Consider the following 25,583-nt stretch of genomic DNA (forward strand, 5'->3'; position numbering starts at 1 on the left):
CCACGTCATGAAAACCCTCCACGCTGTTGCACTCGCCCTCAGCCTGATGGTGCCCGCCGTCGGCGTGCAGGCCAAGACCTCCGACCGCAACCAGGAAATGACCATCGACGCCGGCGCACAGTCCGGAACGCTGGTCGGCGATGGCGTCACCACCCTGTCGGGCGGCGTCACCATCACCCAGGGCACGCTCGACATCCGCTCCGCCCAGGCCGACATCCACATGAAGGACGGTGAAGCGGTGCGTGCGGTGTTCACCGGCAAGCAGGCCAAGATGAAACAGCAGCTGGATGACGGCACCTGGATGGAAGCCCAGGCCGACAAGATCGACTACGACATCAAGAAGGAAATCATCGTGCTCACTGGCAACTACACGGTCAAGAGCGCGCAGGGCACCAATTCGGGTGGCACGATGACCTACAACACCGCCACCGGCCAGATGAACAGCGGCGGCGACGGTCAGCGCGTGCGCACCGTCATCCCGCCCAAGAACAAGGGTGCCGCCCCGGCCGCCAAGCCGGCCGCTGCCCCGGCCAAGGCCACCGTCCCCACCGCCGGGAGCAGGAAGTAATGCTCGTCGCCAAAGGTCTGCGCAAGCGCTACAAGCAGCGCGAAGTCGTCAAGGAATTCGGGCTGACCCTGGAAGCCGGTGAAGTGGTGGGCCTGCTCGGCCCCAACGGTGCCGGCAAGACCACCTGCTTCTACATGATCGTGGGCCTGGTCGAAGCCGACGCCGGCAGCATCGTGCTGGACGGCAAGGACATCACCGCCGACCCCATGTACACCCGCGCCAAGCAGGGCGTGGGCTACCTGCCGCAGGAGCCGTCGGTATTCCGCAAGCTGACCGTGGCCGACAACCTGCGCCTGGTGCTTGAACTGCGCGAGGACCTGGACAAGGCCGGGCGCGAAAAGGAGCTGAATTCGCTGCTGGACGAGCTGCAGATCAATCACGTGGCCGACCAGCTGGGCGCCAGCCTGTCCGGTGGCGAACGCCGCCGCTGTGAAATCGCCCGTGCGCTGGCCGCCAAGCCGCGCCTGATCCTGCTCGATGAGCCGTTTGCCGGCGTCGACCCGATCTCGGTGGGTGAGATCCAGCGCATCGTCACCCACCTCAAGCAGCGTGGCATCGGGGTGCTGATCACCGACCACAATGTGCGCGAAACCTTGGGAATCTGCGACCGCGCGTATATCCTCAACGAAGGCAGCGTGCTGGCGCAGGGGTCACCAGACGCGATCCTGGAAAACGCAGACGTCCGCCGCGTGTACCTTGGAGAGACCTTCAAGCTCTGACCGCCGGCCGCTGCAGCGCCTTCCCTCCGTTCGGCACAGGCATGAAAGCACGGCTGCAGACATCGCTGGGACAACAACTGGTCATGACGCCGCAGCTGCGTCAGGCCATCAAGCTGTTGCAGATGTCCAGCGCCGAACTGGAACTGGAAATCGCCGAGGCGGTGGAAACCAACCCGCTGCTGGATTGGGCCGAAAATGCCGAACCGACCCTGGATGCCGCAACGGACAGCGACGAGCGCCCGCCCGAGGCAGCCGAACGCGATGCTGGCGGCGACAGCGACCCCGCCCTCTCCGGTGCCGACGACTGGGCGCCGGGCGAAGGCGACTGGAGCAGCGGCAGCAGCGGCGGTTCGTTCGACGATGATGACAACGGCAGCGCCGCCGAACGCGTGGCCGAAACCGAAAGCCTGGCCGATCACCTGTTGTGGCAGCTCCATCTGTCGCACCTGTCGCGGCGTGACCGCAGCATCGGCGCTGCGCTGATCGACGCCTTCGAGGACGACGGTTACCTGCGCGAACCACTGTCGGCCATCGCCGAAACCCTGCTTCCGGCCATTCATGCCGACGAAGCCGAAATCCTCACCGTGCTGCACCAGATCCAGCGCTTCGACCCGATCGGGGTGGGCGCGCGCAGCCTGGGCGAATGCCTGCAGCTGCAGCTGGACGTGCTCGACCCGCAGACCCCCGGCCTGGCCCTGGCCCGGCGCATTGCCGACGGCCCGCTGGAGCGCCTGCCGCGCAGCGGCGTGGCCGGGATGGCCCATGAACTGCGCGAGCCGGTGCAGGCGGTGGACATCGCCGTGCAGCTGCTGCGCTCGCTGGACCCGCGCCCGGGCACCCAGATCGGCGAGCTGGCCCACGACAGCTACGTGGTGCCCGACTGCGTGGTCTGGCGCCAGAACGGCAGCTGGCGGGCCGCCCTGGCCGGCCATGCCGGGCCCAAGGTGGTCATCCACCGCGGCTATGAGCAGATGATCCGCCGCTGTGGCGAAAGCGACGCCGGCTACCTGCGCACCCACCTGCAGGAGGCGCGCTGGCTGCTCAAGGGCCTGGAGGCCCGTGGCGAGACCCTGCTCCGGGTCATGCGCTGCCTGCTGCAGCAGCAGGCCGCCTTCCTGGAGTTCGGCGCGCAGGCGTTGCGGCCGCTGACCCTGCGCGAGGTCGCCGCAGAACTGGGCCTGCACGAGTCGACCATTTCCCGGGCCATCGCCCGCAAGTACGTGCGCACCCCGCGCGGCACCCTGGCGCTGCGCGCCTTCTTCGCCTCGGGGATCGACACCGACAGCGGCGGCGAGGCGTCCAGCACCGCCATCCAGGCCATGATCCGGCGCCTGATCGACGACGAGAACCCGCGCAAGCCGCTTTCTGACGCCAAGCTGGCTGACCTGCTCAAGACCTCCGGAATACCGGTGGCGCGCCGCACCGTGGCGAAGTATCGTGAAGCCATGAACATTTCCGCCTCGCACGAACGAGTACGCATCGCCTGACGCTCACACGCCTGGCGGCAAGGTTCATTGGCTCATCCGAACAAAGGAGAAACCCGATGCGCATCGAAACGTTTGGCAAAGATGTCGAAGTCACCCCGGCCCTGCATTCCTACGTAGAGGAGAAGCTGGCCCGGATCGGCAAGCACTTCGATCAGCATTGCGACGCGCGGGTCACACTGAAGCTTCAGAAGCCCGACCACCACGTCGACGCCAGCGTGAACATCCCAGGCCAGACCCTCCACGCCGAGGCCAACGGCCAGACCATGTATGCGGCCATCGATGTGCTCGCCGACAAGCTGGATCGGCTGGTGATCAAGCACAAGGAGAAAAAGCACCAGCATGCCCCGGTTCCGGCTCCCTTGGGCGACAATGACGCCTGACGCCCCGCTTCCCCTTTTCCATGCCTTTGACTGATCTACTGGCGGCCGTGCGCACCCAGGTGCTGCCGGCCGCCGACCGCGACAGTGTCCTCAAGGCGGCCGCCCGGCTGCTGGCCTGCCGCGAAGCCAATGCCGAACTGCTCTACACGAACCTGCGCGAGCGCGAGACCCTGGGCAGCACCGCGATCGGCCACGGCATCGCCATTCCGCACGGCCGCGCGCCACTGCTGGAACGCCCCCGCGGGGCGCTGCTGCGGCTGGAGACGCCGGTGGACTTCGGCGGCGATGAACCGGTGGACCTGGTGTTCGCCATCGCTGTGCCCAGCCATTACACCCATCAACACCTGATGCTGCTGTCCGAGCTGGCCGAGCTGTTTTCCGAGCCGGCCATCCGCCAGGCGCTGCGCGAAGCGCGCGATGCGGCGGCACTGCGCCAGGTGATCGAATTCCCCCCGCCGGCGAGTGCCGCATGAATACCAGCATCACCGCGCGTGAACTGTTCGAACAGCAGCGTGACCGTCTGAGCCTGCGCTGGGTGGCCGGGCAGAAAGGCGAGCGGCGCGAACTGGAGGCCGGCAACACCGTCTCGCGGCGCCCGTCGCTGGCCGGTTATCTCAACGCGATCTACCCCAACAAGGTGCAGATCCTGGGCACCGAGGAGCTGTCCTGGCTGGATTCGCTGGATTCGCGCCAGCGCTGGGAAACCATCGAACGGATCATGCAGTCGCACCCGCTGGCGCTGGTGATCACCCGCAACCAGCCGTGCCCGGAAGACCTGCGCGCGGCAGCCGACGAATCGCAGACCCCGCTGTGGATCTCGCCCAAGCGCGGCCATGAACTGCTCAACCACCTCTCCTACCACCTGGCCCGGACCCTGGCGCCACGGGTGATCCTGCACGGCGTATTCATGGAGATCTACTCCATCGGCGTGCTGATCACCGGCGAAGCGGGCTCGGGCAAGAGCGAACTGGCACTGGAGCTGCTCAGCCGCGGCCACCGCCTCGTAGCCGACGACGCCCCCGAATTCACCCAGATCGCCCCGGACGTGCTCGACGGCACCTGCCCCGAGCTGCTGCAGGACCTGCTGGAAGTGCGCGGGCTGGGCGTGCTCAACGTGCGCGAGATGTTCGGTGACACAGCGGTAAAGAAGAACAAGTACCTTCGGCTCATCGTGCACCTGACCAAGCCCATGACCGAACCCACCCCCCATGGTTACGAGCGCCTGACCGGCGATTCCGGCACCCGCCACGTGCTGGACCTGGACGTGCCGCTGATCACCCTGCCGGTGATGCCCGGCCGCAACCTCTCGGTGCTGACCGAGGCGGCCACCCGGCTGCACATCCTGCGCACCAAGGGCATCGACCCGGCCGCGATGTTCATCGCCCGCCACAGCAACCTGCTGGAACGCCGCACCCCATGAACGCCGCCGCCGAACCCACCGCCGCCACCCTGATCATCGTCAGCGGGCTGTCCGGCTCCGGCAAGACGGTGGCGTTGAAGACCTTCGAAGACCTCGACTATTACTGCTCGGACAACCTGCCGATCAACCTGCTGCCGGACTTCGTGCGCAGCCTGCTGGCCGGCCACGATGCCGCCGCCCCGCGCCGGCTGGCGGTGGGCATCGACGTGCGGGGCCAGAGCGACCTGAGCCAGCTCTCGCACTGGCGCGAAGACGCCAAGGCGGCCGGGCTCGACGCGCAGCTGCTGTTCTTCGATGCCACCGATGAGGCCCTGCTCAAACGCTACGCCGACACCCGCCGCCGCCACCCGCTCAGCCAGCTGGGACTGTCCCTGCCCGAAGCGATCGCACGCGAGCGCGAACTGACCGCGCCACTGCGCCGCGCCGCCGATGCGGTGATCGACACCACCGCCCTCAACGTGCATCAGCTGCGCCGCAGGGTGGTGACCGAGTTCGCCCTGAGCCACGGCAACAAGCTGTCGCTGCTGTTTGAATCGTTCGCCTACAAGCGCGGCGTGCCGGCCGAGGCCGACTTCGTGTTCGACGCCCGGGTCCTTCCGAACCCGCATTGGAACCCGGAGCTGCGGCCGATGTCGGGCCGCGAGGCGCCGGTACGCGATTATCTGGATACCCAGCCGGACGTGCAGAAATACGTGGAGCAGCTGGTGGATTTCCTCGATACGTGGCTGCCGCGGCTGGGCAACGACACCCGCAGCTACGTCACCGTGGCCTTTGGCTGCACCGGCGGCAAGCATCGCTCGGTATACCTGGCCGAGCGGCTGGCCCGGCACGCCCGTGACCAGGGCTGGCCGGAAGTGGCCACGTTCCACCGCGAGCTGGATTGATCACGGCCAACGGACCAACGGTCCGTTGCAAACGGGTGTATCCCCAATTCATCTTGGGATGTTAACGTTCGGCAATGACCTGTGGCATTCTCCTTGTAACGCATCCCGGCGTCGGTACGTCCCTGCTGGACGTGGCGACCCGGCTCCTGCGGCACCTGCCGCTGAAGACCGAAGCTTTCGAAGTACCGTTCGACGCAGACATGGATGCCCTGCTCCCGCTCGCCTCGGCCGCCCTGCGGCGGGTCGACAGTGGTGAGGGCGTTTTGATCCTGACCGACCTGTATGGCGCCAGCCCGAGCAATCTGGCAGCGCAGCTGGCCCGCCTGGGCACCCCGGCACGCCGGGTCTCGGCGCTGAGCCTGCCGATGTTGTTGCGAGTGATGAATTATCCGGAACAGGGACTGGATCAACTGCCCGCCACTGCGGCGGCGGGCACTCGCAATGGAGCGATTGTCGACGATGCTTGAACGTGAACTCACCGTATCCAACCGCCTGGGCCTGCATGCCCGCGCCACTGCAAAGCTGGTGCAGCTGCTGTCCGCGTACAAGAGCAACGTCACCCTGATAGCGCGTGGCCGCGAGGTCAACGCCAAGAGCATCATGGGTGTGATGCTGCTTGCCGCCGCCCAGGGCACTCCCGTCACCGTGCGCATCAGCGGCGAAGACGAAGCGGCCGCCATGGATGACGTGGTGGCCCTGTTCGAGCGACGCTTCGACGAGGACAGCTGAGCATGCCGGGGCCATCGTCGCGACCGGGGTCCAGCACACTGGCACGGACCGCGTCCGGTGCCCTGCTGCTGGCCGGCCACGGGGCCTCGCGTGGCAATGCCCTGGGTCGTGCCCGGGTGCGCCTGCCCCATGCACTGGAAGTGGCCGAGCAGCGCATCGCCCCGGCCCAGGTCGCGGCCGAACTGCAGCGCCTGCACCAGGCCGTGGATGCGGCCCGCGCCGAAATGCACGACCTGCGCCAGCGCCTGCAGGGCGCACTGAACCAGGAAGCAGGTGAATTCCTCGACCTGCACGCACTGCTGCTGGATGACCCGGAGCTGTTGTTCGGCCTGGATGAGCTGATCCGCAGCGGTCCGTACAGCGCCGGCTATGCGCTGCGCGTGCAGCGCGACCGCCTGGCCAAGGTCTTCGATGGCATGGACGATGCCTACCTAAAGAGCCGCATGGACGACCTGGACCACGTGATCGGACGCATCCACGCGTTCCTGCAGAAGCGCCCGCCGGACGTGAAGGGGTTGGCCGGGGAAATCCTGGTGTGCGACAACATCGCGCCCTCCGAGCTGGCCCAGCTGCAGGCGCACGGTGTGGTCGGCATCGTCACCGCCGCCGGCAGCGCGCTGTCGCACAGCGCGATCCTGGCGCGCAGCCTGCACCTGCCGCTGATCGTCAACGTTCCCAACCTGCTGCAGAAGATCTCCGACGGCGACGTGCTGGGCATCGACGGCAGCACCGGCCAGATTACCGTCAACCCCTTGCCGCCGGACCTGCGCGATTACCGCGCGCGCCTGCGCGACCAGGCCCGCGAACAGCGCGAGCTGGGCCGCCTGCGCAGCAAGCCCAGCCGCACCCGCGACAACATCGACATCGCCCTGCTGGCCAATGCCGAATCGCGCGAAGACGTGACCGAGGCGCATGCGCTGGGCGCGCACGGGCTGGGCCTGTACCGCACCGAATTCCTGTTCCTGCAGCGTGATGAGCTGCCCGATGAACAGGAGCAGTTCGAAACCTACCGCGACGCCGCGCTGGGCATGAGCGGGCGGCCGGTGACCATCCGCACCCTGGACCTGGGCGCGGACAAGGCCGACCGCACCGGGCTCACCCTGAGCAACGAAGAAAATCCGGCGCTGGGCCTGCGCGGGGTGCGGCTGTCGCTGGCCCGGCCGAAGGTGGCCGATACCCAGCTGCGCGCGATCCTGCGCGCCTCGGCCTACGGCAAACTGCGCATCCTGCTGCCGATGGTCAGCACCCGTGAGGAGCTGCTGGCGGTGCGGCGGCGTTTGAACAAACAGGCCGAGCTGCTGCGCGCAGAAGGCCATGAAATGGCTGAGCACATCCCGTTCGGGGCGATGATCGAAGTACCGGCGGCGGCGATCGCGCTGGAGAGCTTCATCGATCTGGTCGATTTCCTGTCCATCGGCACCAACGACCTGGTCCAGTACCTGCTCGCCGCCGACCGCAACAACGAAGCGGTGGGCGAGCTGTATTCGCCACTGCACCCGGCGGTGCTGCGCCTGCTGGCCCACATCCTGCGTACCGGCCGCGAGCACGGCGTACCGGTGGCGGTATGCGGCGAAATCGCCGGCGACCCGCGCATGACCCGCATGCTGCTGGCGCTGGGCCTGACCGAGTTCAGCCTGCACCCCGGCACACTGCTGGAAGTACGCCGCGCGGTGCGCGACAGCGACCTGTCCGCGCTGCAGGCGGCCGCCCCCAAGCTGCTGGCCGCACGCGACCGGCGCGGCATCGAGCGCTGGATCGACACACACCAATGAACGGCCGGCGCGTCACGACCGTTGGTCGCGACGTAATGAACAGCCCGGTAGGTCACGACCGTTGGTCGTGACGTAATGAACAGCCCGGTAGGTCACGACCGTTGGTCGTGACGTGCTGACCTACCGGATTGTCATCCATCCAAGCGATAATGACGCGGTGACCACCCCCTCTGCCGCATCCTGTCCGGGATAGCGGCCTTTTTTCTTTTGCCGCGGGAGCTGTGCATGGCCGAAGCCGTACGCCACGACAAGACGGCGCGCCAGTTGCGACTGTTGTCCGATGCACTGGACAGCGGGCGGCTGGGTCCGGTGCGCCGGCTGGTCAATACGCTGGCGCCGGCCGAAATCGGCAACCTGCTGGAATCGCTGCCGCCGGGCAAGCGCGAAGTGGTGTGGGGACTGGTCGACCCGGAAGACGACGGCGAGGTGCTGGTCCACGTCGGCGAGGAAGTGCGCGAAAGCCTGCTGGCCGACATGGACCCGGACGAAATCATCGCCGCGGTCGAAGACCTGGACATCGATGACCTGGCCGACCTGGTCGAAGACCTGCCTGATACGGTCATCGACGAAGTGCTCAAGTCGATGGACCGCGAGAACCGCGAGCGGCTTGAGCAGGTGCTGTCCTACCCGGAGGACAGCGCCGGCCGCCTGATGAACCCGGACGTGGTGACCGTGCGCGCCGACGTCAACGTCGACGTGGTGCTGCGCTACCTGCGCCTGCGCGGCGAACTGCCCGACCACACCGACCACCTGTTCGTGGTCAGCCGCCGCCACCAGTACCTGGGCCGGCTGTCGCTGGCCTCGCTGGTCACCCACGAGGACAACACCCCGATCAACCGGCTGATCGACGACGAGCAGCCGGCCATCGATGTGGGCGAGAGCGCCGACGAAGTGGCCCGGCAGTTCTCCGATCACGACTGGGTGTCCGCGCCGGTGGTGGACGACAACAACATCCTGCTCGGCCGCATCACCATCGATGACGTGGTCGACATCATCCGTTCGCAGGCCGAGCACCAGGCCTTGGGCGCGGCCGGCCTGGACGAAGAGGAAGACCTGTTCTCGCCGATCAAACGCGCCGTGCGCGGTCGCGTGGTGTGGCTGGGCATCAACCTGTGCACCGCCTTCCTGGCGGCCACGGTGATCGGCCAGTTCGAACTGACCCTGCAGAAGGTGGTCGCGCTGGCGGTGCTGATGCCGATCGTGGCCGGCGTCGGCGGCAACGCCGCGGTGCAGGTGCTGACCCTGATGGTGCGCGGCATCGCGCTGGGCCAGGTGGGCCAGAGCAACGCGCGCATCCTGCTGTGGAAGGAGTCGCGGGTGGCGCTGATCAACGGCACCCTGATCGGCACCGTGGTCGGCATCATTGCCTACCTGTGGTTCCACAGCTTCCTGCTGTCGCTGGTGATCACCCTGGCGCTGATCATCAACTTCTGTGCGGCGGCGCTGGCCGGCGTGCTGCTGCCACTGCTGCTCAAGCGCATGAACGTGGACCCGGCCGTGGCCGGCACCGTGGTGGTCACCGCAGTCACCGACGTCATGGGCTTCTTCAGCTTCCTGGGCCTGGCCACCCTGATCCTGCTGCACTGACTGGTTCACCGACATGGCCCTGACCCTTGACAACTACTTCGCTGCCGGCTGGCGCGACCAGATCCACACCTGCCCCGCCTGCGAATGGCAGGGCAGCGCGCGCCAGATGAGCATGGAGCTGCATGAGGACGAGGCCGAGTTCGACTGCCCGCAGTGCGAGAATCCGGTCCTGCTGGTGCTTCACCCCAGCCTGGCCCAGGTGCAGGCCGCTGCCGCCGAGGGCCATCCCGAGGCAATCGAGCAACTGGAGATCCTGGCCTCGGTACCGCGCCCGGACTGATGCACTGCAAGATGTCCAGTGGTGTCTCGACGCCTAGACTGGAAACGATTCCAGCGAGGGACAGGCGATGGCACGACGGGCGGGCGGATGGTGGTGGCTGGCGGTGCTGGCGATGCTTGCGTTGAGCGGCGTCGCATCGGGGCGTACCTCCGACAGCGGGCAGTTCGTCAAGCGGACGGTGACCGTGGACGGGCGCCAATCGCGCTACCAGGTGTTCGTGCCGCGCGATGCGCAGGCCCAGCGCGGTTCCCTGCCAGTGGTGTTGTTCCTGCACGGCTCGGGCGAGCGTGGCAGCGATGGCCGCAAGCAGACCCAGGCCGGCGTGGGGCCATACCTGCGCGCGCATGCCCGCGACTTCCCCGCGCTGGTGGTGTTGCCGCAGGTGCCGGAAGACGAAGAGTGGGCAGGTATCAACAACCGCATCGCGTTGGCCGCGCTGGACGCCACCATCGCCGAATTCGGCGCCGATCCCGCGCGCCAGTACCTGACCGGCATGTCGATGGGTGGCTATGGCAGCTGGAACATCGCGCTGGAACATCCGGACCGGTTCGCCGCGCTCGTGCCGGTATGCGGCGCGGTGCTGGCACCGCGCGCGGTACGTGCCACGCTGTTCGTCGAAGCGGTGGCCGACGAAGCCGATCCGTATGCCGCCATGGCCGCGCGCCTGAAGGCCACGCCGATCTGGATGTTCCATGGCGCCCTGGACGACGTGGTCCTGCCCGCCGACGACAGGAAATTGAAGGCAGCGTTCGATGCCGCCGGCGCCCGCGACATGCGTTACACCGAGTACCCGCAGGGCAACCACAACGCCTGGGACGCGACCTACGCGGATGCCGCGATGTGGGAATGGCTGTTCGCGCAACGTCGGTGATCGCACTACGCGACGGCTGAAGGTCGTCGCGTACCTCCACGGATCACCCCAACAACGTTTCCAGCACCGCCATGCGCACGGCCACGCCGTTGGCGACCTGGCGCAGCACCCACGACTGCGGGCCGTCGGCGACCTCGTCGGTGACCTCCACGCCGCGGTTGATCGGGCCCGGGTGCAGCACGGCCGCCTCCTGGCCGGCGCGCTTCAGGCGCGCGGCGTTCAGGCCGTACTGCGCGTGGTACTGCTCGATCGAGGGCACCAGTCCTTCTTCCATGCGCTCGCGTTGCAGGCGCAGCATCATCAGTGCATCGACGCCTTCCAGCATCTGGTCGAAATCCTGGCCGACGATGCAGCCCTTCAGCGTTTCATCTTCCGGCAGCAGCGACTGCGGGCCGCACACGCGGATCTCGCCCACGCCGAGCGTGCGCAGGGCATGCAGGTCGGTGCGGGCCACGCGCGAGTGCTTCACATCACCGACAATCACCACCTTCATCTTCGAAAAATCACCCCCCTTGGCCTGGCGCAGGGTCAGCATGTCCAGCAGCCCCTGGGTCGGGTGCGCGCTGCGGCCGTCGCCGGCGTTGATCAGCGCGGTGCCCTCGCCCGCCGCAGCGGCCAGCTCGGCCACGGCGCCGTCATCCGGGTGGCGCACCACAAAGCCACGCACGCCCATCGCTTCCAGGTTCTTCAGCGTGTCGCAGGCGGTTTCGCCCTTGCGCGTGGACGAGGTGGAGGCATCGAAGTTCAGCACGTCCGCACCCAACCGCTGCGCGGCCAGCTGGAACGAGCTGCGGGTGCGGGTGGAGGGTTCGAAGAACAGCGTGCACACCGCCGACCCACCCAGCACGTGGCGCTTGTTGCCGACCCGGCCGACCGCCGCGTCGCGGATCTGGCCGGCGCGGTCGAGCAGCTGCAGCAGGGTTTCGCGGGGCAGACCTTCCAGGGTCAGCAGGTGGCGCAGGCGTCCGTCGGAATCGAGTTGCGAGGCGGTCATGGGCAGAGTCTGGGGGTCAGGAAACGGGGGTGGCATCGTCCGGCGAGGACAGCCAGCGTTCGATGATCACCGCGGCGGCCACCGCATCCAGCGTGGCCGCATCGCGGCGCCGTTTGCGGCCTTCGGCACGCTCGACGGCGAACCGGCGGGCCGCTTCGACCGAGCTGGAACGCTCGTCGATCAGCACCACCGGCAGCTTGAAACGTTCCCGCAGCTGGCGGGCAAAGCCCTGCGCGCGCTTGCGGTTGGGCTGGTCCTGGCCATCCAGGGTGAGCGGGTCGCCCACCACCAGGCCATCGGGCCGCCATTCCTTGATCAGGCGTTCGACCGCGGTCCAGTCCGGGCCGTTGCCGTGCACGTCCACCACGGCGATGGCGCGGGCGTGGGTACCGAACGAACTGCCGATCGCCACCCCGATCCGCCGCGAGCCGACATCGAAGCCGAGCACGGTTCCATCGCGGCGGATGGTGGCCGGCTCAGACATTGCCGCTGTAGTCCGTCAAGCGGAACAGGTCCACCCCGATCCGCGCGGCGGCGCCCTGCCAGCGTTGCTCCAGTGGCGTGGCGAACAGCAGTTCGGCATCGGCCGGCACGGTCAGCCAGCTGTTGTCCGCGATCTCGCCTTCCAGCTGGCCCTCGGTCCAGCCGGCACAGCCGAGCGTGACCAGCGCATGGCGCGGGCCTTCGCCGCGGGCCATGGCTTCCAGGATGTCGCGTGAGGTGGTCAGGTACACGCCCTTGCCCACCTGCAGGCTCGATTCCCACGCACGCGCATCGTCATGGATGACGAAGCCGCGCTCGGGGTGCACCGGGCCGCCGTTGAGCACCACCTGGTCGCGCAGGACGAGGTCGTCGGTCTGGATTTCCATCTGCGCCAGCACATCGCCCAGGGTGTACTCGGACGGCTGGTTGACCAGCACGCCCATGGCGCCCTTTTCGTCGTGCTGGCAGATCAGGCTCACGGTGCGCGCGAAGGTCGGATCGGTCAGCGACGGCAGCGCAACCAGCAGGTGATCGGCAAGGGAGGTAGGCAACGTGGACATGGGCCCATTCTACCCGCTGCATCCGCACACGGGCGTGAGCCTCGGCTACGATGCGTGCAGTCACGGACGTGTGCACGCCATGGAGAGCACGATGAACCCGCAGTTGCCGCTACCCCCTGCCTCGCGCGCCGCCATCGTGCTGATCGCGCTGCTGCAGGGCCTGATGCTGTACGCGGTGCAGGAAGCGGCCGACCACGGCCCGTTCCAGGCGTTCGGCACGCGCCTGTGCTGGTACACCTGGGTACTGAGCGTCCCCACCGCCGTTGCGCTGACCCTGGTGGACATGCGCGACCGCCGCCTTTGGCTGCACGCGGCACTGGCCTCGGCCGTGGTGCTGGCGATGGCCGGCTGGATCGGCTGGAACCTGAGTGGAACGCCCGACGACCTGCGCCAGGCACCGCTGCTGTTGCCGTTCTCCGTCTGCGTGGCCGTCGCAGTGTTCGTCGCGCTGCCGTGGTGGCAGTTCCGGCTGCAGCACGGACATTGGCGCGCCACCTACGCAGCCCTGTTCGAGCGCGCCTGGCAGAACGGGCTGACCCTTGCGCTGGCACTGGGCTTCACCGGACTGACCTGGATGCTGCTGTGGCTGTGGGCGGCGCTGTTCGACCTGGTGGACATCCACTTCTTCCGCGACCTGTTCCGCGAAAAAGCCTTCATCGCGCTGGCCACCGGCATGCTGTTCGGGTTCGGCGTGTTGATCGGGCGCACCCAGGACCGGGCCATCCAGGTCATCCGCCAGGTGCTGTTTGCCGTGGCGCGCGGCCTGCTGCCGCTGCTGGCGTTCATCGCGGTGATCTTCGTGGTCTGCCTGCCCTTCACCGGCCTGGAACCGCTGTGGCGCACGCGCTCGGCGGCCACGGTACTGCTGGCCCTGGTGCTGCTGCTGATCGTCTTCAGCAACGCGGTGTACCAGCACGAAAGCGAGCTGCCGCCTTACCCGGCGTGGCTGCGCCGGCTGGTCGAGGCCAGCCTGCTCACGCTGCCGGTGTATGCGGCACTGGCGCTGTATGCGATGGGGCTGCGCATCAGCCAGTACGGCGTCACCCTGGAGCGCTTCTGGGCCTTGCTGGCGGCGCTGCTGGTGTGTGGCTACGCGGTGGGTTATGCGATCGCTGCAGTACGCCAGCGCGGCCGCTGGCTGCAGCGGATCGAGCCGGTCAACCGCTGGATGTGCTGGGTGGTGCTGGGCGCGGCGGTGCTGGCCAATACGCCGGTGCTGGACCCGATCCGGATCAGCCTGGCCAGCCAGATGGCCCGGTTGCAGGCCGATGCGCCGGCGATCAAGCTCGACGATGCCCTCCTCCTTCGCTCCGGCCTTGGCCGGCGCGGGGTGGAGGCGCTGAAGGAACTGCAGCAGGACCCGCGCTTCAGCGCCGATCCACGGGCCAACGCCCTGATCGCCAACGCGCTGAGCGTGGATCCGCAGGTGCGCAGCCACGGGCAGTATGTCGACACCATCAAGGACCTCAAGGTGCTGCAGCAGCAGGTGAAGCTGGCCAAGGGCTCGTCGGCGCCGGATACCGCGTGGTGGCAGGCGGTGTTGGCGGAAACGGTGACCGTCGGCAGCTGCCTGCGCATGGATGAGCGGTGCGTGGCGCTGCGCCGCGACCTGGATGGCGATGGCGTGGACGAGGTGCTGCTGTGCCATGAGCCGTCATGGGGCGGCGCGGTATGCCGCCTGCACGCGCGCGAGGGCAAGGACTGGGCGGACGCCGGCAAGATCGAATTCCCGATGCCCTCGGAGTATCAGGGCGACCCGGCGTACGACCCGCTGCTCCGGGGTAACCTGACGATACATCCCGCACGCTGGCCGCAGCTGTCGCTCGGCGATGGGCCTAGACTGGGCATCGAACAACCTCCCGTTGAAGACGACACCCCATGAGCGGCTACTGCCTGATCGCACCGGGACATCCGGTGCACGGTCACTACCATGACCACGAATATGGCTTCCCGCAGCGCGACGAACGCGAGCTGTTCGAGCGCCTGCTGCTGGAAATCAACCAAGCCGGCCTTAGCTGGGAAACGATCCTGAAGAAGCGCGAGGGGTTCCGCGCGGCGTACAGCCAGTTCGATGTGGACACCGTGGCTGGCTACGGCGAACGCGACGTGGAGCGCCTGCTCAACGATCCGGGGATCATCCGCAACCGGTTGAAGGTGCATGCGGCCATCCACAACGCCCAGGTGATCCAGCAGCTGCGCGCCAGCCACGGCAGCTTCGCGGCCTGGCTGGACGCGCACCACCCGCGCGACAAGGCCGATTGGGTGAAGCTGTTCAAGAAGACGTTCCGCTTCACCGGCGGCGAAATCACCGGCGAATTCCTCATGAGCCTGGGCTACCTGCCCGGCGCACATGCAAAGGATTGCCCGGTATACAAGCAGTTGGCAAAAATCCCGCCGCCGTGGGCTGCGAAATCCCGTTGATACCGCGGCACCGCCTGGGCCGGCCAACGGCCGGCGCTACCGGTGTCCGGCGCCATGCCCTCAGACGCCCATGTACCTGCCGGGCCGATGGTTGAACATCAGCACCAGGCTCAGCACCACCGCGCCGATTGCCGAGTACATCACCTTGTCAGGCGAGAGCACGAAGAACGCCACGCCCATCAGCAGCGTGTCGAACGACATCTGCACCTTGCCCGCGCTCCAGCCACGGGTACGCTGCAGGTACACCGCCAGGATGCCGATGCCGCCCAGGCTGGCGCGGTGGCGGATGTAGAACAGGATGCCCAGCCCGGCCAGCGCGCCGCCCACCAGCGCCGAATACAGCGAGCTCATGTGGGCGAAATCGGCCCAGCGCGGCAGCAGGTCGGTCAGCACGCCGCAGGCGGTGACCGCGGCGAAGGTCTTCAGGGTGAATTCCCAGCCCATGCGCCGCACCGCCACCCAGTAGAACGGCAGGTTGACCAGCACGAACACCAGGCCGAAATTCCAGCCGAAGGCGTAGTGGGCCAGGAACGCCAGGCCGGCCATGCCGCCGATCATCAGCCCGCCCTTGGCAAAGATCGCCAGGCCCAGCGAGGCCACCAGGGTGGCCAGGATCATGCCCTGTACGTCCTCGGCCACCGAATGACGCAGGGCTTTTGCATCGGCCACGGTGCCGGCGCTGTCCGGCGGCGGGGTCAGCGGGCCGGCGGTGACCAGATGGCCGTCAGCGTCGTCGCACGGCGCGGGGCCAAGGGATTCAAGGGACATGGGGGGTGGGGCCAAGCACGTGGGGAGCGGTATTAGACACGATCCGCGTGACAGTTGCAGGTGAAATCGGTTCACCCCGCCGTTCGGCCGGTCCTGTCCTTCAAATGATGCGCCACCAATGCATTGGCGTGGCCATGGCCCACGCCATGCTGGCTCTTCAGGAACGTGACCAGCGCCATGTGCGCGAGCCCGCCCTGAGTGGCCAGCAGGGCAAACCAGTGTCCCACTGGCTGCCCATAGGTCTTTTCGATGGACGGGAAGTACGACGCGGGGCCTTTGACCGGGGTGTTGTCGCTCATGACCTGTTCCTTGCAGAGGAGTTCACCCGGTACGACGTTGGTCAGCGGACGAAATCGACATCCGTGCCCACCAACGGTGGGCACCTACCGGGGTGCGCACGACCGTGGGGTGTGCGCGCCCCGCGTCAGCGGGTGACCTGCTTCTGCCGTTCGGCGTTGTAGCGGTCGCCGACGATGGCGATGCCCTCCAGCGCGGCGGCGATCTGCTGCAGGTCCGCCTCGTTCAGGGTCAACTCCACCGCCGCCAGGTTCTCTTCCAGCCGGTGCAGCCTGGTGGTGCCGGGAATCGGCACGATCCAGGGCTTGCGCGCCAGCAGCCACGCCAGCGCCACCTGCGCGGGGGTCGCCTGGCGGGCCGTGGCGATCGCACCGATGGCTTCGACCAGCGCCTGGTTGGCGCGGCGCGCCTCCACCGCAAAGCGCGGCAGCGAACTACGGAAATCCGTCGGCGCGAACTCGGTATCGGCGGTGATCGCCCCGGTCAGAAAGCCACGTCCCAGCGGGCTGAACGGCACGAAGCCGATGCCCAGCTCTTCAAGCACCGGCAGCACGCTCTGCTCCGGCTCGCGCCACCACAGGGAGTACTCGCTCTGCAGCGCCGCCACCGGCTGCACCGCATGCGCGCGGCGGATGCTGGTTTCGCCGGCTTCGGACAGGCCGAAATGCTTTACCTTGCCTTCCGTGATCAGGTCCTTGACCGTACCGGCGACATCCTCGATGGGCACGTTCGGGTCGACCCGGTGCTGGTAGAACAGGTCGATGCGGTCGGTCCTGAGCCGCTGCAGGCTGGCCTCGCAGACGGCGCGGATGTTCTCCGGGCGGCTGTCCAGCCCCAGGTCCGCATTGGCCTCCTTGAACCCGAACTTGGTCGCAATGACCACCTGGTCGCGGTACGGCGCCAGCGCCTGGCCCAGCAGTTCCTCGTTGCGGAACGGGCCATAGACCTCGGCGGTGTCGAAGAAGGTCACGCCGCGCTCCACCGCTGCGTGCAGCAGCGCAATGCCATCGCTCACCTCGGGCGCCGTGCCATAGGCGTGGCTCAGGCCCATGCAGCCCAGCCCAAGCGCGGAAACGCGCAGGCCGCTGTTGCCAAGGGTTCGTGTCTGCATGAGGTGCTCCTTCCAGTGGGGAGCCCCACGATACGCCCGCCACGGCCGGTGATTGGACGGCCCGCAACGCTGCTGGTCATGAGCACAATTCATCAATGGCGCCTGCGTGCGCAGGCGCCATCTGCCCGTCTCAGCTTTCGGCCACGGTCCCGATCAAGGCAAGCAGGAGCAGCAGGCCACCGGCGATGATCACCAGGATGTGCCAGACGTTGAACCGGTCCATGCGCCCCATGTCGACCCGCTCGTCGTGGTGGTAGCGGCGCAGCAGGCTGTTGACCGGCAGCAGCGGTACGAAGGTGAACAGCGCCAGCAGCCAGCCGGCGTTGGGCAGGCGGCTGGCGAAGTTGAGCAGGAAATAGGTCAACGCCAACAGCCCAGGGGCGAAGGCCAGCTCGCGGCGTCGGCTGCTGGCCGCGTCACTCAGGTCGCGGAAGCAGAAGAACGACCAGATCGGCGAGAACAGCGCGCGCGCCCAGGGCCACTGGTCGCCGCCGGTCTCGCGCTTGATCGCCTGCCAGTTCCGCCAGAACCAGTACAGCGGGTACAGCCCGAGCGTGGTGGGTGAAAGCAGCACCATTTTCAGCGTAGACGGCGAGTAGTACTCGGCCGCATCGGAAATCGCCCGCGCCTGGGACTGCGGAAGCGCGCCGGGCAAAGCAGGTGGCATCGGGATGGTCGCCGGTGCGCGGTAGGGATCATGCAATTCCATGTGCATTCTCATCATTGGCAGTGTCACCGGCGCGGTGCCGGCCCCTTGAAACACCACTTGCAACAAAGGCGCGCCGGCAGTTCACCGAACGCGCCTGGTTCCGCGCCCGCGGCTTCAGCGGACTTCGGAAATCTCCACGCCGTCCAGGCCCTGCGACAGCGTCCGCGCATCGCCGCCCTGCGAAAGCTTGATGCGCAGGCGCACTTCGTTCTGCGAATCGGCGTAACGCAGCGCATCTTCGTAGCTGATCTCTCCGGCCTGGTAAAGCTCGAACAGGCTCTGGTCGAAGGTGCGCATGCCCAGCTGCACCGACTCCTTCATCACTTCCTTGAGCTTGTGGATCTCGCCATCGCGGATGTAATCCTGCACCAGCGGGGTGCCCAGCATGATTTCCATCGCCACCTTGCGCGACTTGCCATCCGGTGAGGGGACCAGCTGCTGGGCAACCACGCCCTTGAGATTCAGCGACAGATCCATCAACAGCTGGTTGCGGCGGTCTTCCGGGAAGAAGTTGATGATGCGGTCCATTGCCTGGTTGGCATTGTTGGCATGCAGGGTACACAGCACCAGATGACCGGTTTCGGCGAACGCGATGGCGTGGTCCATGCCTTCGCGGGTACGCACTTCGCCGATCATGATCACGTCCGGGGCCTGGCGCAGGGTATTCTTCAGCGCCGCTTCCCAGCTGTCGGTGTCGATGCCTACTTCGCGCTGGGTGATGATGCAGCCTTCGTGCTTGTGCACGAATTCGATCGGGTCTTCGATGGTGATGATGTGGCCGGTCGAATTCAGGTTGCGGTAACCGATCATCGCCGCCAGCGAAGTCGACTTGCCGGTACCGGTCGCACCCACGAACAGGATGATGCCGCGCTTGGTCATCGCCAGCGTCTTGATGATCGGCGGCAGGCTCAGCTCTTCCACGGTGGGAATGCGCGTCTCGATGCGACGCAGCACCATGCCGACCTGGTTGCGCTGGTAAAAGCAGCTCACGCGGAACCGGCCCACGCCCGACAGGCCGATGGCGAAGTTGCACTCGTGGGTTTTTTCGAACTCTTCGCGCTGCGCCGGGGTCATCACGTTGAGCACCAGGTCGCGGCTCTGCTGCGGCGTGAGCGGGGTCTGGGTGATGGGCGAGATCTTGCCGTTGACCTTGATCGCCGGCGGCATGCCGGCGGTGATGAAAAGATCCGACGCCTTCTGGTGCGCCATCAGCTTGAGGAACGAGGTGAAATCGATGGTGGTGCTGGTGGTGTTCATGGCGGTGTGCTCCGGAAACCTTGCCGAGGGCCGGGCATCGCCCGGCGCTGCCGAATCTGTCGCGCCGGGACGGGCCCGGCGCCACCATCATTCGAAAATGCGCTTGTCCTTGGCGTATTCCTTGGCCTGGTTGCGCGTGATCAGGCTGCGCTTGACCAGGTCCTGCAGGTGCTGGTCGAGCGTCATCATGCCCATCTGCTGGCCGGTCTGGATCGCCGAGTACATCTGCGCCACCTTGTCTTCGCGGATCAGGTTGCGGATGGCCGGGGTGCCGACCATGATTTCCCACGCAGCGGTACGCCCGCCGCCCACCTTCTTCAACAGCGCCTGCGAAATCACCGCGCGCAGCGATTCGGACAGCATCGAGCGCACCATCGGCTTTTCGCCAGCGGGGAACACGTCGATGATGCGGTCGATGGTCTTGGCCGCCGAGCTGGTGTGCAGGGTGCCGAACACCAGATGGCCGGTTTCAGCCGCGGTCAGGGCCAGGCGGATGGTTTCCAGGTCGCGGAGTTCGCCCACCAGGATGATGTCCGGATCTTCACGCAGTGCCGAACGCAGTGCTTCGTTGAACCCGTGCGTATCGCGGTGCACTTCACGCTGGTTGATCAGGCACTTCTGCGAGGTGTGCACGAATTCGATCGGATCCTCAACGGTGAGGATATGGCCGTACTCGTTCTTGTTGATGTAGTCGATCATCGCCGCCAGCGTGGTCGACTTGCCCGAACCGGTCGGGCCGGTCACCAGGATCAGGCCCTGCGGCTGGTCGATCAGCTCGCGGAAGATCGGCGGCGTATTCAGGTCTTCCAGGGTCAGCACTTCGGACGGAATGGTACGGAACACCGCACCGGCGCCACGGTTCTGGTTGAACGCGTTGACGCGGAAGCGCGCCAGGCTGGGAATCTCGAAAGAGAAGTCGACTTCGAGGAATTCCTCGTAATCGCGGCGCTGCTTGTCCGACATGATGTCGTAAACAAGCGCATGGACCTGCTTGTGGTCCAAGGCAGGAATGTTGATGCGACGGACATCGCCGTCCACGCGGATCATCGGCGGCAGGCCTGCCGACAGATGAAGGTCCGACGCTTTGTTCTTAACGGAAAACGCCAACAGCTCGGCGATATCCATACGCTGCTACTCCCCATAGACTGCTGCGACTGGAAGGATCTTTCCCCGGTCGGCAGTATAGCCTCCCTGATCCACCGCGAAATCCCTTTCAATCCTGCCCTTTGTGTCCTGCCCCCCGAGTGCCCCAGCCGTGACCGCCCTGCCCCTGTCCACCCTGCTGTCGAACCTGCACAACGCGGCCACGGCCGCCGGGCGGCCACCGCCGCGCCTGCTGGCGGTGTCCAAGACCCAGCCGGCCGAGGCGGTGGCGGCGCTGGCCGCGCAGGGCCAGCGTGCGTTCGGCGAAAACTACGTGCAGGAAGCGGTGGCCAAGATCGACGCGCTGGCTGGCCTGGGGCTGGAGTGGCATCTGATCGGCCACCTGCAGTCCAACAAGGCCGAGCTGGCCGCGCAGCGCTTCGACTGGGTGCAGAGCGTGGACCGGGCCAAACTGGTCACCGCCCTTGCCGCGCACCGCCCCACCGCGTTGCCGCCGTTGAACGTACTGGTGCAGGTCAACATCGACGATGAAGACAGCAAGCATGGCTGCACGCCCGGCACCGTGCCTGAGCTGGCTGCCGCCATCGCCGCCGAACCCCGCCTGTGCCTGCGCGGATTGATGGCCATCCCTGCGCCGTGGCCGGACCCGGACCGCCGTGCCCGGGCCTTTGAACGCATGCACGCGCTGTTCGCCGATCTCGCTACCCGGTACCCGCAGGTCGATACCCTTTCGATGGGCATGAGCAGCGACTACCCCGAGGCCATTGCCCACGGCGCGACCATGGTCCGCGTCGGCACTGCCTTGTTTGGCGCGCGTCAGTAAGCCGCGTACCCCCCAGATCACGTACAAGGACGCCCAATGAGCACCGATTCCATCACCTTCATCGGCGGCGGCAACATGGCGCGCAGCCTGATCGCCGGCCTGGTCCGCCAGGGCACTGCCCCGGGCAACATCCACGTGGCCGAACCGGTTGCCGAGCTGCGCAGCCAGCTGACCACCGACTTCGGCGTCAAGACCTACGCCAGCGCCACGGAAGCGGCCGCCCAAGGCGCGGTATGGGTGCTCGCGGTGAAGCCGCAGGTGCTGCGCGATGTCTGTGCGTCGCTGGCCGACATCGCCCAGGCCAAGGCCCCGCTGGTGGTGTCCATCGCCGCCGGCATCACCAGTGCGCAACTGCTGCGCTGGCTGGGCGGTGCGGGCGCTGTAGTGCGCGCCATGCCCAATACCCCGGCGCTGCTCGGTGCAGGCGTGACCGGGCTGTTTGCCACTTCAGGGGTCAGCGCCGAACAGCGTGGCCAGGCCGACACCGTGCTGGCCAGCGCCGGGCGCACGGTCTGGATCGAGGATGAGGCACGCATGGATGCGGTCACCGCCGTCTCCGGCAGTGGCCCGGCCTACGTGTTTCTGCTGGCCGAGGCGATGGAAGCGGCCGGCATCGCGCAGGGCCTGCCGGCCGACGCCGCGCGCACGCTGGTGGTGCAGACCCTGCTGGGGGCCAGCCGCATGCTGGACGAATCCGGCGAAGCGCCGACGGAGCTGCGCCGCCGGGTGACCTCGCCCAATGGCACCACGCAGGCGGCAATCGAGAGCTTCCAGGGCGACGCTTTCGAAGCGATCGTGGCGCGCGCGATCGATGCGGCGACGCGGCGCGGGCAGGCGTTGTCGGCGGCCAACGATTGACGTAGCGCCACGCCCTGCGTGGCTGGCGTATCAATCGGGCGCCAGCGCACCCAATAGAAACTCTACAAAACTTCCCAGCTTCGGCCGCGGCCGCCGGTCCGGCAGATAGACCAGGTGCAACGGCCTGGGTTCGGGCAGGTAATCACCCAACACCGGCACCAGCCGCCCCGCCGCGATATCGTCGGCCAACAACACCGCCGGCTGCAGGATCAACCCCGCCCCGGCCAGCGCGGCACGGCGCAATCCATCGCCGTCATTGCACAGCAGCCGCGAATGCGCCGACCAGTCCTGCTCGGGGAAACCGCGCAGGCGCCAGCCGTGACCACCGCGCCAGGCCAGGTGGGTCAGGCAGTCATGCGCGTGCAGCTCCGACGGGTGGGTCGGCACGCCACGCCGCTGCAGGTAGGACGGCGCCCCACAGATCTGCATCGCATACGGCGGCAGCGGCCGCGCTACCCACTCGGCCGACCCCAGTTGGCCCATCCGCACCACCGCGTCGAACTGCTCTTCAATCAGGTCCACGCGCCGGTTGCCCAGGTCCAGTTCGACGCTGACCTGCGGAAACGCGGCCAGGTAATCCGCCACCAGCGGTGCCAGCACGCAGCTGCCCCACGTCACCGGCGCGCTGATGCGCAGCACGCCCTGCGGCTGCGCCTGCAGCCCTTCCACGCTGGCCTCGGCCTGCTGCACCTGCTCCAGCACGGCGCGGCAGCCGGCCAGGTAGTTGCGCCCGGCATCGGTGAGGCTCTGGCTGCGGGTGTTGCGCTGCAGGAGGCGCACGCCCAGGTGGGCCTCGAGCTGCTGTAGGTACTTGCCCACCATCACCGGCGACACCCCCAACTGCTGGGCGGCCGCGCTCAGGCTGCCCCGGTCGACCACGGCCGCGAAGGCCTGCATGCGGCGCAGGGTGTCCATTGGAAACTCCTGGTTAGGAATCTGCAAAGCATACGCCGGTTACCAAACCCCGTAAGCCGGCGCAGACTGGCCCCATTCCTTACTGGAGCAACCGGCATGAAGATTCTTCTCGTAGGCGCCAGCGGCACCCTGGGCAATGCTGTCGCCAGCACGCTGGGCGTGCACCACCAGCTTATCCGCGCCGGCCGCCACGGCGGCGATGTGCAGGTGGACCTGACCGACGATGCCAGCGTGCAGGCACTGTTCGAGAAGGTCGGCATGGTGGATGCGGTGGTGGCCGCCACCGGCCGGCTGCACTTCGGGCCGCTGGCCGACATGCAACCGGCGCAGTTCAACCTGGGCCTGCAGGACAAGCTGCTGGGCCAGGTGCGGCTGGCGCTGGCCGCGCAGCATCACCTGAGCGTGGGCGGCTCGATCACTTTGACCAGCGGCATCGTCGGCGCGCAGCCGATCCGCGATGGCGCCAATGCGACCGCCGTCAATGCCGCGCTGGAAGGATTCGTGCGTGCAGCGGCCTGCGACCTGTTGCCGCGCGGGCTGCGTATCAACGTGGTGAGCCCGAACGTGCTGGTGGAATCCATGGACGACTACGGCGCGTATTTCCCGGGGTTTGAGCCGGTGACCGCGCACCGCGCGTCGTTGGCCTACCAGCGCAGCGTGGAGGGCGTGCAGAGCGGGCAGGTCTTTACCGTCTGGTAAACATCAGCCCCAGCGCTGCGGACCATCCCCCTGCTCGCCCAGCGCATCGCCCGGGTTGGCCAACCGGCAACGCTTCAACGACAGACACCCACAGCCGATGCAATCGGTGAGCTGGTCGCGCAGCAACAGCAGTTCCTCGATGCGCTGGTCCAGCTCACCGCGCCACAACGCCGACATCTTCGCCCACTCGGCGCGGGTCGGCGTCTTGTTTTCCGGCAGCGCCGCAAACGCATTGGCCACTGCTTCCAACGGCATGCCCACCCGCTGCGCCACGCGGATCACCGCCAGCCGGCGCAGCACGTCCCGACCGAAACGGCGCTGGTTGCCGGCCGTGCGCAGGCTGCGGATCAGCCCCTTGCGCTCATAGAAGTGCAGCGCCGATACCGCCACGCCGCTGCGACGTGCCACGTCGCCTACACTCAGCTCCTGCGCGATCACTGCTTGACCTCAACCATGGTTAAGGTGTCATCGTGCGTCACCTCGCGGTGTGCCGCAAGCACCGCGCTTCCTCGTTGCCTGGATTCCGCATGTCTTCCGATGTCGCTGCACTGCCCGCCGACGCCCCCACGTCGATCCTCTCGCCGCGCTACCGCGCCACCACCATCGGCATGGTCGCGCTGGTGTCACTCCACGCCTTCGAGGCACTCGCGGTGGCTGCCGCCATGCCCACCGTGGCGCATGAGCTGGATGGTTTGCGCCTTTACGCGCTTGCGTTCGGCGGCACGCTGGCCACCAGCGTGATCGGCATGACGCTGGCGGGCCGCTGGAGCGACCGGCTCGGCCCGGCGCGGCCGTTGTGGCTGGGCCTGTGCTGCTTCATCGCCGGCCTGCTGGTGGCCGGGCTGGCGCAGCACATGCCGGTACTGGTGGTCGGCCGTCTGCTGCAGGGGCTGGGCGCGGGAGCCATTTCAGTGTCGCTGTACGTGCTGGTCGGGCGCACGTTCCCCGAATCGCTGCGTCCGCGCGTATTTGCCGCGTTCTCGGCCGGCTGGGTGGTGCCCTCGCTGATCGGCCCGGCCATCAGCGGTCTGATCGTGCAGCACGCCGGCTGGCGTTGGGTGTTCCTGGGCGTGCCGCTGCTGGCCATACCGGCCGCGCTGCTGCTGCGGCCCGCCCTGCGCGCGGTGCCGCCGCTGGCTGCCGCGCCGCGTTCGGAGGGCAGCGTGGTGCGCTGGGCGATCGGTGCGTCGGTGGGCGCGCTGCTGTTGTACGTGGGAGGCCAGCAGGTAGGCTGGCCGGCACTGGCCGTGCTGCTGCCGGCCGTGGCGCTGCTGGTGCTGTGCAGCTGGAAACTGCTTCCGCGCGGCACCCTGCGCCTGCGCCGTGGCCTGCCCAGCGTGATCGCCCTGCGCGGCATTGCGGCGTCGGCGTTCTTTGGCTGCGAAGCGTTCCTGCCGCTGCTGCTGCAGCGTGAGCGTGGCCTCAGCCCGCTGCTGGCCGGGGTGGCGCTGAGCCTGGGCGCGCTGGGCTGGTTCAGCGGGTCGTGGTTCCAGGGCCATGGCGGCCAGGGGCTTTCGCGTCGCCAGCTGCTCACTGCCGGTGCGCTGCTGATGTGCACCGGCATCATCGGCACCGCACTGGCGATCCAGCCGGGCGTACCGCTGGCCCTGGCGCTGGCCGGGTGGACCTTGACCGGGCTCGGCATGGGGCTGATCTACCCCAGTCTGTCGGTGCTGACGTTGTCGTTGTCGCCGCCGGCGCAGCAGGGCGCGAACAGCTCTGCGCTGCAGTTGAGCGAGGCCTTGGGCGTGGCCACCACGCTCGCCATTTCCGGTTCGCTGTTCGCGCTGATGCTGTCGGTGGATGTGACGCTGGGCTATCTGCAGACGTTCGCGATCATGCTGCTGCTGGCCGCTTCAAGCGTGGTGGTGGCGCGGCGGGTGTGAC

The 25,583-nt window shown here is 67.5% G+C and carries 30 protein-coding genes; 19 read left to right on the forward strand and 11 right to left on the reverse strand.

The window, feature by feature from the left end:
• The first annotated feature begins 7 nt into the window (after positions 1–7).
• From lptA to ACTJI4_RS12495, 13 genes are all read left to right on the forward strand, one after another.
• Positions 8–568: a lipopolysaccharide transport periplasmic protein LptA gene (lptA, locus tag ACTJI4_RS12435; protein WP_392915371.1), complete on the forward strand. Its 561-nt coding sequence runs from the start codon at positions 8–10 to the stop codon at positions 566–568.
• Complete coding sequence (gene lptB / locus ACTJI4_RS12440) at positions 568–1,287, forward strand: LPS export ABC transporter ATP-binding protein (protein ID WP_392915368.1); 720 nt, start codon at positions 568–570, stop codon at positions 1,285–1,287. Before lptA ends, lptB begins: the two co-directional genes overlap by 1 nt.
• Positions 1,288–1,328: 41 nt before the next feature.
• Positions 1,329–2,774, forward strand: coding sequence for an RNA polymerase factor sigma-54 (locus ACTJI4_RS12445; protein ID WP_440869513.1), 1,446 nt, complete (start codon positions 1,329–1,331; stop codon positions 2,772–2,774).
• A 56-nt stretch (positions 2,775–2,830) separates the two neighbouring features.
• Entirely contained in the window at positions 2,831–3,154 is a 324-nt protein-coding gene (hpf, locus tag ACTJI4_RS12450) for a ribosome hibernation-promoting factor, HPF/YfiA family (RefSeq protein WP_068849799.1), read from the forward strand.
• A gap of 20 nt (positions 3,155–3,174) precedes the next feature.
• Entirely contained in the window at positions 3,175–3,627 is a 453-nt protein-coding gene (locus ACTJI4_RS12455) for a PTS sugar transporter subunit IIA (protein WP_282246203.1), read from the forward strand.
• The gene (gene hprK / locus ACTJI4_RS12460) at positions 3,624–4,574 is read left to right on the forward strand and encodes an HPr(Ser) kinase/phosphatase (RefSeq protein ID WP_068849794.1); all 951 of its coding nucleotides are present in this window, start codon (positions 3,624–3,626) and stop codon (positions 4,572–4,574) included. Before ACTJI4_RS12455 ends, hprK begins: the two co-directional genes overlap by 4 nt.
• Entirely contained in the window at positions 4,571–5,458 is an 888-nt protein-coding gene (gene rapZ / locus ACTJI4_RS12465; protein ID WP_392915359.1) for an RNase adapter RapZ, read from the forward strand. The genes hprK and rapZ overlap by 4 nt, the downstream gene beginning before the upstream one ends.
• Positions 5,459–5,532: 74 nt before the next feature.
• The gene (locus ACTJI4_RS12470) at positions 5,533–5,925 is read left to right on the forward strand and encodes a PTS sugar transporter subunit IIA (protein WP_068849788.1); all 393 of its coding nucleotides are present in this window, start codon (positions 5,533–5,535) and stop codon (positions 5,923–5,925) included.
• Positions 5,918–6,187, forward strand: a complete 270-nt coding sequence (locus ACTJI4_RS12475; protein WP_392915355.1) for an HPr family phosphocarrier protein — start codon at positions 5,918–5,920, stop codon at positions 6,185–6,187. Before ACTJI4_RS12470 ends, ACTJI4_RS12475 begins: the two co-directional genes overlap by 8 nt.
• Before the next feature lie 2 nt (positions 6,188–6,189).
• On the forward strand, positions 6,190–7,959 hold the full coding sequence (ptsP, locus tag ACTJI4_RS12480) for a phosphoenolpyruvate--protein phosphotransferase (RefSeq protein WP_440869514.1): 1,770 nt from the start codon (positions 6,190–6,192) through the stop codon (positions 7,957–7,959).
• 225 nt (positions 7,960–8,184) lie between these two features.
• Positions 8,185–9,546 (forward strand): magnesium transporter, encoded by a 1,362-nt coding sequence (gene mgtE, locus ACTJI4_RS12485; protein WP_392915349.1) that lies wholly within the window; start codon positions 8,185–8,187, stop codon positions 9,544–9,546.
• 13 nt (positions 9,547–9,559) lie between these two features.
• Positions 9,560–9,826 carry a hypothetical protein gene (locus tag ACTJI4_RS12490; RefSeq protein WP_440869515.1) on the forward strand — a complete coding sequence of 89 codons (267 nt, stop codon included), beginning with the start codon at positions 9,560–9,562 and terminating at the stop codon, positions 9,824–9,826.
• A 67-nt stretch (positions 9,827–9,893) separates the two neighbouring features.
• The gene (locus tag ACTJI4_RS12495) at positions 9,894–10,697 is read left to right on the forward strand and encodes a prolyl oligopeptidase family serine peptidase (protein WP_440869516.1); all 804 of its coding nucleotides are present in this window, start codon (positions 9,894–9,896) and stop codon (positions 10,695–10,697) included.
• 43 nt (positions 10,698–10,740) lie between these two features.
• Here the strand turns inward: ACTJI4_RS12495 and ACTJI4_RS12500 are convergent, their stop codons facing one another.
• Genes ACTJI4_RS12500 through ACTJI4_RS12510 form a run of 3 tightly spaced genes read right to left on the reverse strand, consistent with a single transcriptional unit; the run spans position 10,741 to position 12,734 of the window.
• Positions 10,741–11,691 (reverse strand): aspartate carbamoyltransferase catalytic subunit, encoded by a 951-nt coding sequence (locus ACTJI4_RS12500; protein ID WP_392915339.1) that lies wholly within the window; start codon positions 11,689–11,691, stop codon positions 10,741–10,743.
• Positions 11,692–11,707: 16 nt separating this feature from the next.
• The gene (ruvX, locus tag ACTJI4_RS12505) at positions 11,708–12,175 is read right to left on the reverse strand and encodes a Holliday junction resolvase RuvX (protein ID WP_068849771.1); all 468 of its coding nucleotides are present in this window, start codon (positions 12,173–12,175) and stop codon (positions 11,708–11,710) included.
• Positions 12,168–12,734, reverse strand: coding sequence for a YqgE/AlgH family protein (locus ACTJI4_RS12510; protein WP_392915335.1), 567 nt, complete (start codon positions 12,732–12,734; stop codon positions 12,168–12,170). The genes ruvX and ACTJI4_RS12510 overlap by 8 nt, the downstream gene beginning before the upstream one ends.
• A gap of 91 nt (positions 12,735–12,825) precedes the next feature.
• Between ACTJI4_RS12510 and ACTJI4_RS12515 the strand changes: the two genes are divergently transcribed.
• Both ACTJI4_RS12515 and ACTJI4_RS12520 read left to right on the forward strand, forming a co-directional pair.
• Positions 12,826–14,616, forward strand: coding sequence for a DUF4153 domain-containing protein (locus ACTJI4_RS12515; RefSeq protein ID WP_440869517.1), 1,791 nt, complete (start codon positions 12,826–12,828; stop codon positions 14,614–14,616).
• On the forward strand, positions 14,613–15,155 hold the full coding sequence (locus ACTJI4_RS12520) for a DNA-3-methyladenine glycosylase I (RefSeq protein WP_392915329.1): 543 nt from the start codon (positions 14,613–14,615) through the stop codon (positions 15,153–15,155). The genes ACTJI4_RS12515 and ACTJI4_RS12520 overlap by 4 nt, the downstream gene beginning before the upstream one ends.
• A 60-nt stretch (positions 15,156–15,215) precedes the next feature.
• On the opposite strand, the gene ACTJI4_RS12525 is transcribed toward ACTJI4_RS12520, so the two are convergent.
• The 6 genes from ACTJI4_RS12525 to ACTJI4_RS12550 form a co-directional block, all read right to left on the reverse strand.
• Positions 15,216–15,923 (reverse strand): YitT family protein, encoded by a 708-nt coding sequence (locus ACTJI4_RS12525; protein ID WP_440869518.1) that lies wholly within the window; start codon positions 15,921–15,923, stop codon positions 15,216–15,218.
• Positions 15,924–15,994: 71 nt separating this feature from the next.
• Positions 15,995–16,222, reverse strand: a complete 228-nt coding sequence (locus ACTJI4_RS12530; RefSeq protein WP_440869519.1) for a DUF4287 domain-containing protein — start codon at positions 16,220–16,222, stop codon at positions 15,995–15,997.
• A 125-nt stretch (positions 16,223–16,347) separates the two neighbouring features.
• Complete coding sequence (locus ACTJI4_RS12535; protein ID WP_392915323.1) at positions 16,348–17,331, reverse strand: aldo/keto reductase; 984 nt, start codon at positions 17,329–17,331, stop codon at positions 16,348–16,350.
• 130 nt (positions 17,332–17,461) lie between these two features.
• Positions 17,462–18,040 carry a hypothetical protein gene (locus ACTJI4_RS12540; protein WP_392915320.1) on the reverse strand — a complete coding sequence of 193 codons (579 nt, stop codon included), beginning with the start codon at positions 18,038–18,040 and terminating at the stop codon, positions 17,462–17,464.
• A gap of 114 nt (positions 18,041–18,154) precedes the next feature.
• Entirely contained in the window at positions 18,155–19,297 is a 1,143-nt protein-coding gene (locus tag ACTJI4_RS12545) for a PilT/PilU family type 4a pilus ATPase (protein ID WP_102944162.1), read from the reverse strand.
• Positions 19,298–19,384: 87 nt separating this feature from the next.
• A complete protein-coding gene (locus ACTJI4_RS12550) occupies positions 19,385–20,422 on the reverse strand; it encodes a type IV pilus twitching motility protein PilT (RefSeq protein ID WP_068849741.1) in 1,038 nt (345 codons plus the stop codon).
• A 130-nt stretch (positions 20,423–20,552) separates the two neighbouring features.
• Here ACTJI4_RS12550 and ACTJI4_RS12555 point away from each other — a divergent pair, with 130 nt between their 5' ends.
• A complete protein-coding gene (locus ACTJI4_RS12555) occupies positions 20,553–21,224 on the forward strand; it encodes a YggS family pyridoxal phosphate-dependent enzyme (protein WP_392915316.1) in 672 nt (223 codons plus the stop codon).
• A 36-nt stretch (positions 21,225–21,260) separates the two neighbouring features.
• Complete coding sequence (proC, locus tag ACTJI4_RS12560; RefSeq protein WP_440869520.1) at positions 21,261–22,082, forward strand: pyrroline-5-carboxylate reductase; 822 nt, start codon at positions 21,261–21,263, stop codon at positions 22,080–22,082.
• Between the two features lie 30 nt (positions 22,083–22,112).
• On the opposite strand, the gene ACTJI4_RS12565 is transcribed toward proC, so the two are convergent.
• A complete protein-coding gene (locus ACTJI4_RS12565; RefSeq protein ID WP_440869521.1) occupies positions 22,113–22,997 on the reverse strand; it encodes a LysR family transcriptional regulator in 885 nt (294 codons plus the stop codon).
• A 66-nt stretch (positions 22,998–23,063) separates the two neighbouring features.
• On the opposite strand from ACTJI4_RS12565, the gene ACTJI4_RS12570 reads away from it, so the two are divergent.
• A complete protein-coding gene (locus ACTJI4_RS12570) occupies positions 23,064–23,696 on the forward strand; it encodes a short chain dehydrogenase (RefSeq protein ID WP_440869573.1) in 633 nt (210 codons plus the stop codon).
• 3 nt (positions 23,697–23,699) lie between these two features.
• Here the strand turns inward: ACTJI4_RS12570 and soxR are convergent, their stop codons facing one another.
• Entirely contained in the window at positions 23,700–24,134 is a 435-nt protein-coding gene (gene soxR, locus ACTJI4_RS12575) for a redox-sensitive transcriptional activator SoxR (protein ID WP_392915304.1), read from the reverse strand.
• Positions 24,135–24,223: 89 nt separating this feature from the next.
• Between soxR and ACTJI4_RS12580 the strand changes: the two genes are divergently transcribed.
• Positions 24,224–25,582 (forward strand): MFS transporter, encoded by a 1,359-nt coding sequence (locus tag ACTJI4_RS12580; RefSeq protein ID WP_392915301.1) that lies wholly within the window; start codon positions 24,224–24,226, stop codon positions 25,580–25,582.
• Position 25,583 lies beyond the last annotated feature (1 nt).

This window comes from Stenotrophomonas sp. 22385 (genome assembly GCF_052045085.1).
Taxonomy (GTDB): Bacteria; Pseudomonadota; Gammaproteobacteria; order Xanthomonadales; family Xanthomonadaceae; genus Stenotrophomonas.